The sequence below is a fragment of the Mesorhizobium sp. USDA 4132 genome (assembly GCF_056279545.1).
This window is the reverse complement of record NZ_JBWCCP010000001.1, coordinates 402264-417342: the sequence shown is the minus strand read 5'-3', so window position 1 is coordinate 417342 and position 15079 is coordinate 402264. Positions and strand designations below refer to the sequence as shown.

Annotated in this window: 14 protein-coding genes and 1 pseudogene; 7 read left to right on the top strand and 8 right to left on the bottom strand. The window is 59.1% G+C overall.

Features of this window, described 5'->3' with window-relative positions; all coding sequences use genetic code 11:
* Positions 1-5: 5 nt before the first annotated feature.
* Positions 6-809, bottom strand: a complete 804-nt coding sequence (locus ACZ9IU_RS02120) for an NAD(P)H-dependent oxidoreductase (RefSeq protein ID WP_244447461.1) — start codon at positions 807-809, stop codon at positions 6-8.
* A 38-nt stretch (positions 810-847) separates the two neighbouring features.
* Positions 848-1195 carry an EthD family reductase gene (locus ACZ9IU_RS02115; protein ID WP_173426766.1) on the bottom strand — a complete coding sequence of 116 codons (348 nt, stop codon included), beginning with the start codon at positions 1193-1195 and terminating at the stop codon, positions 848-850.
* A 176-nt stretch (positions 1196-1371) separates the two neighbouring features.
* Between ACZ9IU_RS02115 and ACZ9IU_RS02110 the strand changes: the two genes are divergently transcribed.
* From ACZ9IU_RS02110 to ACZ9IU_RS02085, 6 genes and pseudogenes are all read left to right on the top strand, one after another.
* Positions 1372-2295, top strand: a complete 924-nt coding sequence (locus tag ACZ9IU_RS02110) for a LysR family transcriptional regulator (RefSeq protein WP_038548460.1) — start codon at positions 1372-1374, stop codon at positions 2293-2295.
* 475 nt (positions 2296-2770) lie between these two features.
* Positions 2771-3028, top strand: a pseudogene (locus tag ACZ9IU_RS02105) (hypothetical protein); the annotation flags it as partial.
* Between the two features lie 253 nt (positions 3029-3281).
* On the top strand, positions 3282-4091 hold the full coding sequence (locus tag ACZ9IU_RS02100; protein WP_038548457.1) for a CE1 family esterase: 810 nt from the start codon (positions 3282-3284) through the stop codon (positions 4089-4091).
* A gap of 134 nt (positions 4092-4225) precedes the next feature.
* On the top strand, positions 4226-4780 hold the full coding sequence (locus ACZ9IU_RS02095; protein ID WP_038548455.1) for a hypothetical protein: 555 nt from the start codon (positions 4226-4228) through the stop codon (positions 4778-4780).
* A gap of 64 nt (positions 4781-4844) precedes the next feature.
* Positions 4845-5300: a DoxX family protein gene (locus ACZ9IU_RS02090; protein ID WP_051900006.1), complete on the top strand. Its 456-nt coding sequence runs from the start codon at positions 4845-4847 to the stop codon at positions 5298-5300.
* A gap of 231 nt (positions 5301-5531) precedes the next feature.
* The gene (locus tag ACZ9IU_RS02085; protein ID WP_038548452.1) at positions 5532-6962 is read left to right on the top strand and encodes a pyridoxal phosphate-dependent decarboxylase family protein; all 1431 of its coding nucleotides are present in this window, start codon (positions 5532-5534) and stop codon (positions 6960-6962) included.
* Between the two features lie 270 nt (positions 6963-7232).
* On the opposite strand, the gene ACZ9IU_RS02080 is transcribed toward ACZ9IU_RS02085, so the two are convergent.
* From ACZ9IU_RS02080 to ACZ9IU_RS02055, 6 genes are all read right to left on the bottom strand, one after another.
* A complete protein-coding gene (locus ACZ9IU_RS02080) occupies positions 7233-7874 on the bottom strand; it encodes a LysE family translocator (RefSeq protein WP_038548449.1) in 642 nt (213 codons plus the stop codon).
* Positions 7875-8153: 279 nt separating this feature from the next.
* Positions 8154-9365, bottom strand: a complete 1212-nt coding sequence (locus tag ACZ9IU_RS02075) for a CaiB/BaiF CoA transferase family protein (RefSeq protein WP_038548446.1) — start codon at positions 9363-9365, stop codon at positions 8154-8156.
* A gap of 9 nt (positions 9366-9374) precedes the next feature.
* Positions 9375-10532 (bottom strand): OpgC family protein, encoded by a 1158-nt coding sequence (locus ACZ9IU_RS02070; protein WP_038548443.1) that lies wholly within the window; start codon positions 10530-10532, stop codon positions 9375-9377.
* On the bottom strand, positions 10504-12135 hold the full coding sequence (locus ACZ9IU_RS02065) for a thiamine pyrophosphate-binding protein (protein ID WP_038548440.1): 1632 nt from the start codon (positions 12133-12135) through the stop codon (positions 10504-10506). The genes ACZ9IU_RS02070 and ACZ9IU_RS02065 overlap by 29 nt, the downstream gene beginning before the upstream one ends.
* A gap of 124 nt (positions 12136-12259) precedes the next feature.
* A complete protein-coding gene (locus tag ACZ9IU_RS02060) occupies positions 12260-12742 on the bottom strand; it encodes a hypothetical protein (RefSeq protein ID WP_038548437.1) in 483 nt (160 codons plus the stop codon).
* A gap of 27 nt (positions 12743-12769) precedes the next feature.
* The gene (locus tag ACZ9IU_RS02055) at positions 12770-14098 is read right to left on the bottom strand and encodes a tetratricopeptide repeat protein (RefSeq protein WP_038548433.1); all 1329 of its coding nucleotides are present in this window, start codon (positions 14096-14098) and stop codon (positions 12770-12772) included.
* A gap of 256 nt (positions 14099-14354) precedes the next feature.
* Between ACZ9IU_RS02055 and ACZ9IU_RS02050 the strand changes: the two genes are divergently transcribed.
* The gene (locus ACZ9IU_RS02050) at positions 14355-15074 is read left to right on the top strand and encodes an SDR family NAD(P)-dependent oxidoreductase (protein WP_038548430.1); all 720 of its coding nucleotides are present in this window, start codon (positions 14355-14357) and stop codon (positions 15072-15074) included.
* The last annotated feature ends 5 nt before the right edge of the window (positions 15075-15079 follow it).

The following is a 15079-nucleotide window of genomic DNA, read 5'->3' as shown; positions in this document are numbered from 1 at the left end:
GTGCCTCACGCGTCAACCGTCTCGACCACCCTTTCGGCGACATGCGCGACGATGCCGGTCTGGCCCGGCGCGACGTCATCCGCCATGGTGTGGCGATCGGGGAAATCGCCTCCGTTCTGCGCACGGAACGGGATTGGCGCGTCGGTGAACAGCCCGGCGAGTCGCGCGCGCCAGCCCGCCTTGATCGCCTCGACCTCTTCGGCGGTGGAGACATGGCCGACGCTGTAGACAGCGTGCGTGGGCAGCACATCCATGCCCGGATAGAAGAGCGCGCCGTGGGTCAGCGGAAAGAGCAGCTGCTCAATCGGCGCGTTGATCCCGCGCGGGCCATAGTCCGCCACAGGTCCACCGGCCTGAACATTTACCAGCGCGCGCTTGCCCTTCAGGATGCCGTCCCCGAAGCGAAACTCGTTGGTGCCGTTCTGGTAGCCATAAGCGAAACCAAAGGCATAGACGCGTTCGATCCAGCCCTTCAGGATCGCGGGCACGCCATACCACCACAGCGGGAACTGCAGGATGACCGCGTCCGCGGCAAGGAGTTTGGCCTGTTCGGCGACAACATCCGGCGTCTGGTTGCCGGTCGCATAGGCATGGCCCGATTCCATGATGAACGACAGCCGGTCGGGATTGGTGCGGACGGGAAAGTCGTCGGCGTCGAACACTGCTTTCCACTTCATACCGTAAAGTTCGGATTGCACGATCTCGTGTCCGGCGGCGCCAAGCGTCTCGACAGTAACGTCGACCAACTGCCGGGTGAGCGAGGTTGCTTCGGGGTGCGCAGATACAATAAGGATATTCTTCTTCATCATGCTTCTCTGGTTTCTATCGTGGAGTGTGGGGTGGCGCTTCAGCGCTCGCTGGGATGTACCCAAGCCAGCGGCTTCACCGGATCATCAAGCTCGGTATGGGCCAGCGCGTTGGTGAAGTTGGAGATGATCTTTGCGTCGGCCATCAACGTCGCGACGCTCACATTCCCGAGCTGAACGACCGGCGCGATGTCGGTGTAGTTCGGTACGTCGCCGTGAATTTCGGCCGCGTGCGCGTGGAATGCTTTTTGGAAGCTGTCCGGCGACTCGAACAGCGCGTGAGACGCGGCGATGTAGGGCGCGGGGGCACCCGGCTGTGCGCCGCCAAGGCCGGTTTCGACGATCACCCCTCTGACGGCGTCGCCAAGCAGGCCCAGGGCCAAGGGCACATGTTTCTCGAGGCGGCATCGAAGCGTGCCTGCTCAGTATTGGGATAAAGAAAACTGACGATGACATCCTTGCCTCCCGCGGGAGGGATTGGTGAAGCTCCCGCGTCGAGGCTTGCAGGATGAAGGCTTTTCAGCGATATTTGAAATCGATTATATTTTATTCGGAAATAAATGTGGTGGATACCAGCCGCATCGACCTCAACCTTCTGGCAACGCTCGAAGTGCTGCTCGCCGAACGGAACGTCACCAAGGCGGCGGCGAAGCTGCATCTCAGCCAGCCGGCAGTCAGTGCGCAACTCGCGCGGCTGCGGGATTTGTTCGACGATCCGTTGCTTCTTCCTGCCCAGCGCGGAATGACCCCGACCGCCAAGGCAACAGAACTTGCCCCACAATTGCGCGAGGCGTTGGATCGGGTGCGCTCGACACTGCAGTCCCACAGGGACTTCGATCCCGAAACGGCGCAACTCGCTGTGTCGATCGCTTGCTCGGATTATGTCCAGGCAGCCGTTGTGATGCCGCTCGTCTTGGCGCTCCGGCGGATAGCACCAGGCGTGCGCGTGGCGGTTTGGCACCTGTCCCCCGCCCTCATGGAACAGCAGCTGGCGAACGGCGATATCGATTTGGTGATCGCCACACCCGATCCCTCGATGCCGCATCTACGTGCATGTGATCTTTACGAGGAAACATATGTCCTCATCGGCAGGCAAGGCCACCCGGATCTGAAGCCTGGTCTGACGATCGAGAACTATGTCAGGCTGGAACATATCGTCGTCTCACGGCGAGGCGGCAACTTCGAGACACCAGTTGACGACGCCTTGGGAGTTCTCGGTTATCGGCGCAATGTCGTCATGTCAGCGGGCTCGTTCTTGTTCATTCCCGAAATTGTTTCCAGCAGCGATCTTGTCGCTCTCGTACCCAGGCGGCTGTTTCGTGCCCAATCGGAAAGGCTGATGATCATCGATCTGCCCTGGCTGAGCGAACGGTTCGATATCGGCTTGATCTGGCACGAGCGTTGTCACGGCCATGCCGGGCAGCGCTGGGTTCGCGAATTGATCCGAAAGCTGATGGTCGAGGGCGAAGACGACGCGCCGCGCGCCTAGACTAATCGGGCGGCGACAGGTTTCCGCAATCGCCGAGGGCTATCGAGTTCGCCGCTGCTTCACAACCTGGGCCGGTCCGAAGAACGCCCGCACTAGCTCGGCTCCTCGGAAAATCGGGTTGTTGAGCTGAGCCAACGAACCCGGTCCTCAGTTTCCTCAGCGCGGCCCTAGACCGCGAGAAGGGGCCAGAGCGCGTCGACCTAATGGTCCAGGTGAGGCTGCCCGGTGGCTGGATCGCCTCCGCTCGCCGCGAGCGCAAGCCCCCGCCGCAGGATGTGTCTGGCGGCGTTGCCGCTGCCGTCGAGGAGGGGGTTGAGGTAGGAAAGGGCCTACGAGACTTCTTCCAACGGTCGGACGGGTAGTAAGTTCTAGACTAAATGTTCGCCTGCGGCTGGGTGACCCGTCTCACAATATGCAGGTATCGAGGGTTGCGTAAGGTGACCCCGCACAGAGCCTCATGCATAGGAGACGGGCCATGGAAGAGACTATCACATATATCGGATTGGATGTTCACAAAGAGACGATTTCGGTGGCACTTGCCGATGGCGGTAAGCGCGGTGACGTGCGCGCGTTTGGCCAGATCGTAAACACACCAACGGCCTTGAGCCGCATGCTAGCCAAGCTTTCGCAGTCGGGCCGGACCCTCAAGTTTTGCTACGAAGCAGGACCTTGTGGCTACGGCATTCAGCGGCAACTCTCTGCCGCTGGCCATGATTGCGTGGTCGTGGCCCCGCGCAAAGTCCTCATTATTTTTCGCCGTCGAATGTAACGCTCAGCGACCCATGCGCGAATATCTGCTGTGACCGGACTTTCTACCTCCTTCCCGATCACCGCCCGGCCCGGAGCCGACTTTCCCTCCAGCGCCGGCACGCCACACCAGAATTGAAGACGCGGCCCCGCACGCTATTGCAACATGCCTCGCGCAAACTGCTCGCCACGCGCCAGGACTCTGGCAGACTTCTCATTATAAGATCGGTGATATCTTCATGCGCACATGCCTGCCCGCTGCTCTCCTCCTCATCGCCGTCATGCCTCTTACTGTTTCTTCCGCAATGCTTTGCGGAGCGCAGACTGCTTGTCCCGTCAAGGACGGAGACTATCGGATCGAGTTGCCGCACGACGGCGATATTCGCGGCGTCTTTGTCTATTTCCATGGTTTCAAAAGCGCCGCCAGATTGCAGATGCAGCAGCGCCCTCTGGTCGAGATGACGCTCGCGCATCATCTCGCCTATGTAGCCGTCGATGGCATCGACGGGAGTTGGTCTTTTCCTCACGGTCCCCGCCAGGATCGCGATGAAAAAGCGTTCATCACGAATGTCTTTGATGACCTGCGGCAACGCTACGGTTTTACCCCGGACCGGACGGTAATCGGGGGTTTTTCCATCGGCGCATCGATGGCTTGGTACACCGCCTGCCAGCAAGGGGAGAAAACCGCGGCGATGGTTACTTTCTCCGGCGTGTTCTGGAACCCTCTTCCAGAACCGGATGATTGCGTTGCCGATCTTCCTCCAATGATCCATTTTCATGGGACCGCGGATGAGACGTTTCCGCTCGCCGGTCGGGCGATTGGCACAAAATTCCATCAGGGCGATGCGTTCAAAAGCTTGGCCATTCTGCGTGAGCGTGGCAAATGCGACATGAAGGCTGCGAAAAAAGTCATGCTGGATAGCATCGAGTGCGACGATGTCCCCGACTGCATTCGGGGCGACAGTGTCATGTGCATCCACAACGGTGGCCACGAGGCCCGGTCCGATATGCTTGACGCTGGCCTGACGGCGGTGGGCTTTCCCAAATGAACACTGGGTTGCAAAAAAACGAAGATCCTTTGTAACAACTGCCTGCATTCCCGCGAATTAGCAGGCAGCAAGGTCGCAAACCTGATCCGACGCGATGCTGACGGATCGTTCGAGGATTACAAGGGAACCCCCTCATGCTGCAGTCAATTACATGTCCAAATATCGGCCATGCCATCGTTCATCATTTCGGAGAAGGTGCGGCTATCTGGGGGCAGGTGATCACTCCGAGCATTGCTCATCTGGTTCAGGCGCAGCGGGAGTTGGCGATCAATTATTCCCGGATACGCCCCGGGATTGTGTTCGAGACCGTCTCGAGCGTTGCGATGCTTCCCCATGTCATCGATGGATCCACGTTTCGCATACACGTCGAAAGCACGGCGTTTCGCCGCACCGTTGTCCGACGCGAAGCGGCGCTGGAAGCCTTCATCCGCTGCGATGCAGGCGCCGAATGCACCCTCAAGCTTTGGGGCCGTGTCGCGACGGAAAGTCCATCGCAGCAGTCGGATCGACTGGCAGCTATCGACGATAAAACTGCCACCACCATGCCTGTGATTTTCACCGTGACATTCTGGGAGATATCGCGCGCGTCCGACGCCCGCATGGAGCAGATGATCGGGCAAGTGTCCGAGAAGGACCGCAAAATCCGGGAGCTGGAATTGAAGGTGGCGCTCTCGATGTGTTCGCAATGAATCCGTGTTCAGGCAGATGCATACGCAGTCGTAGAATTGATTGTTCAATATGAGGGAGTTTATCATGCAGAATTCAGACAGCCCGACGATAAAGAATGAGGCGGAATCAACCTGGATCTCCCGGGCAGAGCAGCCCGCCCCGCGCTGGCGTCAAATCGGACTGTGGAGCGTCAAGCTTCTCCTTGCTGCGGCCTTCATCGCCGCCGGCAGCGCCAACCTCTACGGCCTGCCGATGTTGGTTCAGAACTTCGAGCAGATCGGGCTCGGACAGTGGTTTAGGTATTTGACCGGAACACTCGAGTTGATTGGCGCGGCCGCGCTACTCGTCCCGGCTGTGGCCTCGCTCGGTGCGCTTCTGCTCGCCGCGATCATGGTCGGCGCCACCTTGACCCATCTCTTCGTGCTGCCGGGTTCGCCCGTCCCCGCAATCGTGCTCTTCGCGCTGAGCGTGATGGTAGCCTGGGCGAATCGCGACCAGATCGCGGCGCTGGCTAGCAACATCCTTGTCGACCGCGACTGAGGACACGAAAGTCGTCAACGCTCTCCCCCTTCCCACTCCGAGGCTCATGTCATGTCACGGCTGATCATCGCCGCTAGGCTCACTGGGAGATATCGCGCACGGCCGACACCCGCATGGAGCAGATGATCAGGAAAGTGTGTCCGAGAAGGAGAACATACGGAGTCGCGTGAGATACCTTTTCGAAAGCTCGCAATTACATCACGAATTTTTAAGCACAAGCAGGAGATCTACATGACACCCGAAGAATTCCGGCAGAGAGGTCATGAAATCATTGACTGGCTCGCGGACTATCATGCGAAGATATCTAACTATCCGGTCCAACCTGGGACACGGCCGGGTGATGTCAAAGCGATGCTTCCTGCCGTACCGCCGGCAGAAGCTGAGGGTTTTGACCAGATAATCGCTGATCTCGACAAGGTCGTTCTTCCGAATATTTCGCATTGGCAACACCCACGGTTCTTTGGCTACTTCCCCTCTAACTCGCTTGGCTCGGGTATTCTGGGCGATCTGGTGAGCAGTGGCCTCGGGGTGCTAGGTTTATCCTGGCAGTCATCGCCCGCGGTGACTGAGATCGAGGAGGTTACGGTCGACTGGTTCAGGCAAATGGTTGGTCTATCGTCGGCGTGGTTTGGCGTTATCAACGACACGGCATCAACGAGCACTTTGGTCGCTTTGCTTTGTGCTCGGGAGAGGACGACAAGATTTTCTCTTGCGCGGCGCGGCCTGCAAGCTGAACACCGGCCACTCACAATCTACACGTCGGCGAGCGCCCATTCGTCGGTGGAAAAAGCGGCACTGCTGGCGGGATTCGGTCGTGAGAATGTCCGCATGGTTGATACCGACCCCAATTTCGCGATGCATCCTTCGGCGCTCGAGCATGCCATCGCCGCGGATATCCGCTCCGGATCCACTCCCTGTGCGATCGTCGCGGCCGTCGGTGGGACCGCCACCGTGTCCATCGATCCGTTATCCAGCGTCGCTGACATCGCACGCAGACACGGCTTGTGGCTCCACGTTGATGCAGCCATGGCCGGAAACGCGATGATCCTGCCGGAGTTGCGTTGGATGTGGGACGGTATCGAGGACGCAGACAGCGTGGTTATAAACGCGCACAAGTGGCTGGGAGTCCCTTTTGATTGCTCGCTCTATTTCGTCCGAGACGAGCCTCATCTGCTTCGGGTGATGTCTGCCGATCCGAGCTTCCTTCAATCGAGTGCCGACGAAAAAGTGCGTAACCTACGCAACACCGGTATTCCCTTGGGACGAAGGTTCAGGGCTTTGAAACTGTGGTTCGCCATACGCGAACAGGGCGTATCAGGGTTGCAAGCCAGGTTGCGGCGAGACATTAGCCTGGCTCAGGATCTTCGGTCGAAGGTGGAAGCCACCCCTGATTGGGAGATTATCGCGCCCGTCGTTCTGCAGACCGTCTGTATTGTTTATCGGCCGAAGTCTGTGGCGTCCGACCGTCTCGATGATTTCACTCGCGCCTGGGCGCACGCGGTCAATACCTCGGGCCAGACCTATATCACGCCGGCAACGGCGGCCGGGCATTGGATGGTCCGCGTCTCGATCGGCACAATAACGACGGCTGCGAGCGATATAGAAATGGTCTGGCAGGCGATACAGGAAGCGGCTGCCGCACTCGTCCCGGAATTTTCGTGAACGGCCGGAGAGGTGGTGGCATTGGCGGAACCCTCGGGACGAATGAGCTTTTGACGGATGATAACTTCGACGGGGTTAGCCAACCTCCTGCCGTTTGTAGCCACACCGCCCGCATCAGGCGATTCCGAGCAGCAGCAATTCGCCATCACGGGGAGCCCCTCTGGATTTGGCACGCATGTATTCGGCTCGGTTGTCTCGACTTTCGGCCCGGTCTTGCGGATATCTTGCGCTGCTCCGTCCCGCCGTGACGGACTCCGATGACTTGTCTCATTATCGGATGCTGCCCGAGACGCCTTCCCAAAGAGTTACAAGCGAAACGAGGATCAGAAGCAGGCCTGCGGCCCGCCCGACCCATATCGTTGCAGTACCGTTGCCAACGAGAACTTCTCGCGCCCGACCCGCAGCCACAGACAGTCCGCCATAGGCGAATAAGAGAGTTGCGGCTGTCATCGCAGCCATGACCGCAGCCTGTGGCGCAAGCGGGCCGAAATCAGGACGCAGAAACTGCGGGTAGACTGCCAGCATGAACAGATACGCCTTCGGATTCATCAGGCAGGATACGATGCCGCGGCGAAACGCCTCCCCATTCGAGCGGGCATCTGTCGCGCGGACTTGGTCGACGGTGATCGAACTCCGCATCAGAGTGAACCCTATCCAGGCCATATAAAGCGCACCGACGATCAGAAGCGGCCGAAACAGCACAGGCATGAGGCTGGCAAAGAGGCCGACGCCCAGAGCCGCAAATAGGGAATGCACGAGGCTGCCAACGATGATACCGGCCGTGGCGAAAAGACCCGCGGATCGACCATGTGTCAGCGCGTTTGCCAGTACGAAAATCATATCCACGCCCGGAACGATGACGATGCCGAATAGAAGTGAAAAGAAAAGCCAAAGATTTTCAGTATATGTCATATCTATCCTCTGATAAACTTGCCGTTTTAGAAAAACATTCGTCGGAAAAACGACGATAGGCCATGAGACTGGCACAAAACTATCACTGCGTATTCTTAAAGCGATCATCGATCGTCGCAGCGTGCCCGCTGTTTGCGCTTCTTGACGCGATGATGGCTGATAGGCGTCGATTTGGCTGAACAGCGGTACTCGTCGTTCGAAGAGCAGGTGGGTGATAGAGACCAGGTGCAGCGTTTTGGTATCGGGACCGCATACCCTGACGGGCGAGCCCACGACGATTTAAGTTCCGCGCGTGGCTTCGAGCCTCGTGAGCTCCCGGAGGATATCGTCCCTGTCCTGATCGACATGCGGCGGCGCCCGATCAAAGCGAACCGGAGTTGCAGACATCTTCAGCGGATTGCCGAGGAGGCGGACGGTTTGTCCGTCTACGGTTTCCATGGTCATCACCATTTCGCGCGCCAAGGTATGCGGATTGGCCACGACCTGATCGATCGTGGCGACCCGGCCTGCGGGGATTTCGGCAGCGACAAGCCGCTGCTCCCAGCGTTCGGCGGTATCGGCTTTTAGGGCCTCGGTCACAAGCGGGTCCAGTGCATCGATATTTACAACGCGATCACGGTTATGGCGAAACCGCTCGTCGCCCGCCAGATCAGGACGGCCGATCGCCGTACAGAAGCGGGCGAACTGCCGATCGTTTCCGACTGCGATGGCGATGTCTCCAGCAGCCGTTGCGAAGGTCTGGTAGGGAGCGATGTTGGGATGCCGGTTGCCGATCCGCCCTGGCACCTTTCCCGAAACCAGATGGTTCGTCGCGGCATTGATAAGCCAGGCAACTTGCGTGTCATAAAGCGCCAGATCGATATACTGGCCTTCGCCCGTGCGGTCGCGATGGCGCAAAGCGGCGAGAATGCCGACGGTCGCATACATGCCGCACATGACATCGGCAATGCCGAGGCCGACCTTGAGGGGCCGGCCACCGGCCGTATCGCTTTCGCCGGTGATGCTCATGATGCCGCCCATCGCCTGGACGAGAAAATCATAGCCGGTTCTCTCGGCATAGGGCCCGGTTTGACCAAAACCGGAAATCGCACACCAGACGATATCCGGTTTGATCTTGCGAATATCCTCATAGCCCAGTCCGCGCCGGTCGAGATCGCCCGGCTTGTAGTTTTCGATCACCACGTCCGAGACAGCCGCCAGCCGCTTGACAAGCGTAACGCCTTCATCGCTGCCGAGATCGATGGCTATCGATCGCTTGTTGCGGTTAGCGGACAGGAAATAGGCGCTGAGATCACTGTCGCTGCCATCGGCATCCGGCACGAAGGGCGGTCCCCAGCTGCGCGTGTCGTCGCCGGTATCAGGGCGCTCGACCTTGATGACATCGGCCCCGAGATCGGCGAGCAACTGCGTGCAGGTCGGTCCGGCGAGAATCCGCGACAGGTCGAGGATGCGCAGACCTTCGAGGCTGGCGGGTTTTTGATGGTCAGACATAAGGGATTCTCACGATTTCCAGGGCGAACTCTTGAACCAGCGTACGAGATAGGCGGTTCCTATCAGCACGCCGAAGCCAATCAGGTTTCCAATTGCCTCTGCAGAAGTGGTGCGACCGGCATGATCAAGCGCGACACCGATCGGCTGGGCAATCACAATACCGGTGATGAAGACGGCGAGCGATTGCTGGCCAACGACCGTCAGAACGCGCACGGCAGGGCCACGCAGCCGGGAGCCTTTCTTACCGACGAGATGCACGGCGATGTAGCAGAGCGCCATGAAATGAACGAAGCGCAGCAGGCCGAAGTCGGTCTTGTCGGTGAGTGGGAAAAGCTTGCTGGCGGCCATTTGGAAGGCTGGATGCGCTTGTTGGAACCACACCCAGGCAAACGGCACGGTCAGGATCACGACGACAACCGCAACCGCCATCAACCTGCGGTCGAAGCCGGGGGCCGGAAGGCTGCCGCGCATCAGGAAGAAACCGGTGAAAAACAGCAACTGCCATCCAAAGGGATTAAAGAACCATCGGCGATCCGACCAGGGTTCCGCCGGCAGCCCGGTCAGGTCGAACTGGGTCGCCAGCCATAAGGCAACCATCATGGCGAATGGCAGAAAGCGGTGGAGCTTTGATGCAAGGATCATTGCTGGCATCAACGCCAGAATGACGATGTACATCGGCAGGATATCGAAATAGTTCGGCACATAACTGAGCGTCAGCAGGCCGACGAGAAGATTGCCCGGGTCCTTCACGAAGGGTACGAGGTTGAGACTGTCGACATAAGCGACCCCGTCATAGCGGGTTCCGGCGACGACCATGATGGCGGCAACGACGACAAAGACGGCAATGTGGGTCCAAAATATCTGCCAGACACGTTGAGCGACGCGGGCAATGAGCACAACCGCGCCGCTGCGGTCGAAGGTCGAGCCGAAGGCGATGGCCGAGGCCATTCCCGACTGGAAGACGAACATTTCCGTGGCGTCGGAAAAACCGAAGCGCGCCGGAATCCACAGCGCCCACCCGTTGTTCGGGATATGGGCCAGAAGGATAATCAGCATGCCGACACCACGGAAAAAGTCGAGCCGCGGATCACGGGGACGCTTGAGCTTCTGAGGGGTTGAACCTGTCGCCTGGGTGCGTTCAGAAGGCGCCGTCGTAGGCGCCTGCATCGAACTTGCAGGCGATGAGGGTGAAGCCTTCGCGCTCGCGGGCTGCCTCAAGCTCGTTACGGAAGTCATTACAATTCTCCACATTGACGCCATAGCCGCCGAAACCTCGTGCGACGGCGGCAAAGTCAGTTTCGCCGAGCGTGACGCCGGCCGATTTCAGGCCGGCGGATGCCTGCTTCAGAGCAATCAACGCCAGGCTTCGGTCCTGAAAAAGCACGATGGTGATAGGCAGATTAAGATCGCGTAGCGTAGCGAGTTCGCCGATTCCCATCTCAAGGCCGCCGTCGCCCATCACCGCGAAAACCGGACGTGATGGATCGGCGACCTTGGCACCGATCGCAAGCGGCAAGGCCGCGTTCATGGTGCAAAAGCCCGCCGATTGCAGCAATGACATCGACCGCGGCGCCACCCACTTCTGCGACAGGAGGATCCGATGCGCCCCGCTGTCGACAGTGACGATCGATTCCTGACCGGCAGCCGCATTGAGCGCCTCGATGATTGCGTGGGGCCCCCAGCTATCATCGCTTGCGAATAAACGGGCAAGTTCGTTTTTCACGGCGGCAGGTTCGCCAGCTGTCCAGGTCTTGTGCCCCGCGTGAACATCAGCCAAAGCCTGTAGAAAAGCGCGAGGTGCAGCCTGGATTCTGGTTCCGGCATGATGCATGCCGTGGTCCGTAGCGGTATCGGAAATCTCCACCAGCTTTGCTGGATCTCCGACGAAATCCAGCCAGCCGAGCCGCATTTCGATTGGGTCATATCCAATTGACAGGACCAGATCCGAATCCCGGACCAGGTTCAGAAGAATTTGATCCGCCAGCGGTGACAATCCGGCGGCGCCAAGCGACAGCGGGTGGCCCTCCGGGATGATGCCCTTGGCCTTATATGTCGTGATAACCGGTGCGCCAATTTTTTCGACCAGGTGCTGGAGTGCCGGACCGGCATTATCTCGCACAGCGTCAAGACCAGCGATAAAAAGCGGTCGTTGCGCCCGGCCAATCCTTTCGGAAAGTGTGTGAACAACTGGATCCGTCATTGTTACCGAGGACTTCAGAAGCTTCGGAGGCGAAATGACGTTCAAGGTTGGCGAGACCGCGGCAGCCGTCGCCGGAGACAGGTCGAGATGGACGGGACCCATCGGCTTTGTCAGGGCAAGCGCGAGTGCACGAGCGACCGTGGAAGCAGCGCTCTCGGGCTCGATTTCGAAAGAAGCCTTGACCAGCGGTCGCAGCAACTGCGCATGGTCGATCACCTGATGGGTGTAACGCGCGCGGGTCGAACGGTCGACAATGCCGGATATGACGATCAAAGGCACGCGCTCCTGGGCAGCGTCGGCGATGCCGTTGACCGCATTGGCAAGGCCCGGCCCAACGGTCGTCACGAGAAGTTCCGGGTTTTGCGTCATCGCGCTTGCGCCTGCCGCCATGATCGCCGCCGCGGTTTCATGACGCGCAAGATGAAAGGCAATACCCGAGGCCTCCAGGCCGTCTATCAGCGTGACCACTTCTCCGCCGGGCATGCCAAAGGCATGACGGACGCCGTGGGCATGAAGCGTGCTGGCGACGATGTCGGCAACTCTCGGCGTTAAGAAGCTTTCGGCGGTCACTATCAATCTCTCGAATCAGGTGAAATGGGCAGTGCTCAGCGCTCACTGGCAACTGGACCCTTGCACGGTTAGAAAACCTGCCCGGTGGCTCACGGAACCGGGCAGGCCTAGTCCCACAACGGGTCTAATGTTCCATGCGGCGGACGACGAACGCGACGACCGTACCAAACAGCATGTGGCCGATCAGCGATGCCCAGGTGAGAGTAACAAAACCGAGAAATGCCGGTTGGCCGCCAAACAGGTGTGCCATGACGTAAAGGGCAAAGATCCAAAGACCGATGCCGAAGCCGATACCCGTCAATAGTAACGGCAGCTTGGGGACGATCAGCCGCTGCAACGGGCGGGCGATGAACAGGTAGCCGATCGGATAAAAAACGATGCCCACGATCGCGTGGATCGCTTCGGCCAGAAACAAATTGTTGAACCCGAACACCGATTGAACGAGAGCAGCCGGCTCCAGTGGCCCGCCAACCCACAGTGGGGTGATCAGCCGTGCCCAGATTTCCCAGGTAATATTGGCGGCAAGTCCGGAAAGAATAATCGTCCGGCCGAGGCTTGGTTGAATTTCGGGGAAGACGCTCGTCTTTTGCATTTCCATCATAGACATCGTGTTTTTCCTTTCTTTGAGGTGAGATCAGGCAGACAAACGCATGCCAACCGAATGTTCGATGGACTTGAACAATCGGTCGTCGGCCTTCAGCCGCTGGCGAATTTGGCCGATACGCGAAACACCGACATTATTGCCATCGGTCGCCATCGCCCTGGCGAGCGCGAGGACGAAGAAGTCGCGCTGTGCGTTGCTGCCGCCGATCTTTGGCAGGTTCGCCACCATGCGTTCGAGCATGTGGCGGTCCGCCGGAGCATCGAGACCCGTGAGAACGCGCGCCATCGGTACACCGATCTCGGCGGCAACGCGGCCCTGGTCATCCATGCCAAGCGCCTTGGCTTCTATATGCGATACAAGCTCCACAGTTCCATCGCGGTCGCCAACGGCAACCATGGCGGCGAGATTGTGCAGAGCCGCAAAAATCAAGGTCGTGTCTGTCTTTCGACGATGGGCCATTTCTGCCAGATCGGTCCAGCGATCACCGACATGAGCTCCCGATTGCTCCATCCGCCACAGGAGCGAGACAGCATTCGCCATGTCTCGGAAATCATCGGTTTGCTGTGGGCGAACGTCGTCGTCGTAGATCTGCAGCACCCGATCATGATCGCCGCGTTCCAAGTGTAGCAGACCGAGATGCCAAGCCATATGAAAAGAGAAATTGTTGCAGCGCGACCAGGCTTTGCGGTTCGCCTCGAGCCAGTCAATGCCTTCTTCCGTATCCCCTCGCATCTCGAAGACATGCGAGACGGCGTGAAGGCCCCAGGAATCATCGGGCTGCAGAGCAACCGCAAGCTGTCCCGCGGCAAGCGCCTCGGCATACCGACCATGCTCTTCAAGCGAAAACGCATGACAACCAAGTATAAAGCCCCTCGCCGTCGTGCCGGCCTCAAGGCGCGCGACTGCACGTGTGCTGGCCCGCAGCATGCCGCGGGCATCTCCAAGCATGAAACGCAGAGCCTGCGAAATCTTAAAGGGCAAGAACGTCACCGACCGATCCTCGAAACCGTCGTCGAGAATATCCGTCGCACGCGAAAACGAGCCTTCGACGGCGGCCTCCAGTGCTTTCACAAGGATGCGCTCGTCACCGGTTCCTCCGCCTCTGACCACTAGCGCTGCCTGCGCATCAACGAGTGCCTTGGCAGCCGGTTGGTCGAGCTCCGACCGCGCCAATATCAGATTTGCAAAGCCCTTCAGCGCATGGCCGGCAACATGATGGGGGTCGGCTGCCAAAGTTGACTGGATGGCCACGCCAGTACTTGGCCGATGCGCCGCCAGACCAAAAACGGCATTCTCGAATGCCCGTTGTGCCTCGTTGCTGTCAGTGCTGGTCATGAGACCGTAAGCATCGCGCTTCATTCGTTTGCTCCTTCAGGAGGACGCCGATCGGGAACCCTCGAGATCCCATTACCCTTCGTCCGACAGAGACCTTTACGGTCGCGTCAGGTGGTTCGTTACAGTCGGTCCTGAACTTTTTCGCAGTCGCGCCAAAATTTCCTGACGTGGCATAGAGGGCGGGAATTTTTCGAAAACACATGTAACAAAACCATGTGGTGCCGCGAATTACCGGGGCTGGCCTTTGCAGGCGGCCTCAACTCGAAAGGGCGGGACCATCATGAGTGAAGCAACAGGAACAAGCCCCGTTGTCATGGTTACAGGCGCAGCAGGAAACCTAGGAAGCGCCGTCGTCAGGGAGCTTGCGGCGAACGGTACGCGGCTCGTCTGTGTCGAGCATAATTCGGAAGCCCTGGAGAAATTGGCAGAGAGCCTGCCCGAGAATAGCGAAATCCTGCTGATCGGCGGCATGGATCTCGCCGATTTGACGTCATGCCAGGAGGCGGTCGAAAGAACGCTCGCGAGATTTGGCCGGCTCGACGCGCTCGCCAATACCGTCGGCGGCTTCCAGACGGGACCGGTCGACGAGACGGGCGTACACCAATGGGACCGGTTGTTTCACATGAATGCCAGAACGGCTTATGCAATTAGTGCGGCGGTCCTGAAACCGATGCAGCAGGCAGGCTACGGCCGCATCGTCCATGTCGCGGCGGCGCCAGGACTAAAGGCCGGCGCCAATCAAGCCGCCTATGCAGCATCCAAAGGGGCGGTGATCCGGCTAACCGAAGCGATCGCCGCGGAAAACCGCGACAAGCGCATTACCGCCAACTGTATTTTGCCGGGCACGATCGACACGCCGCAAAACCGCTCAGTGATGCCGAATGCGAAGACGAACAGCTGGATTCAGCCAACGGATATCGCCAAGCTTATCGGGTTCCTCATTTCGCCTGCAGCAGGCATCGTCACTGGTGCGGCCATACCGGCGACCGGCCGCATCTGAGGGCC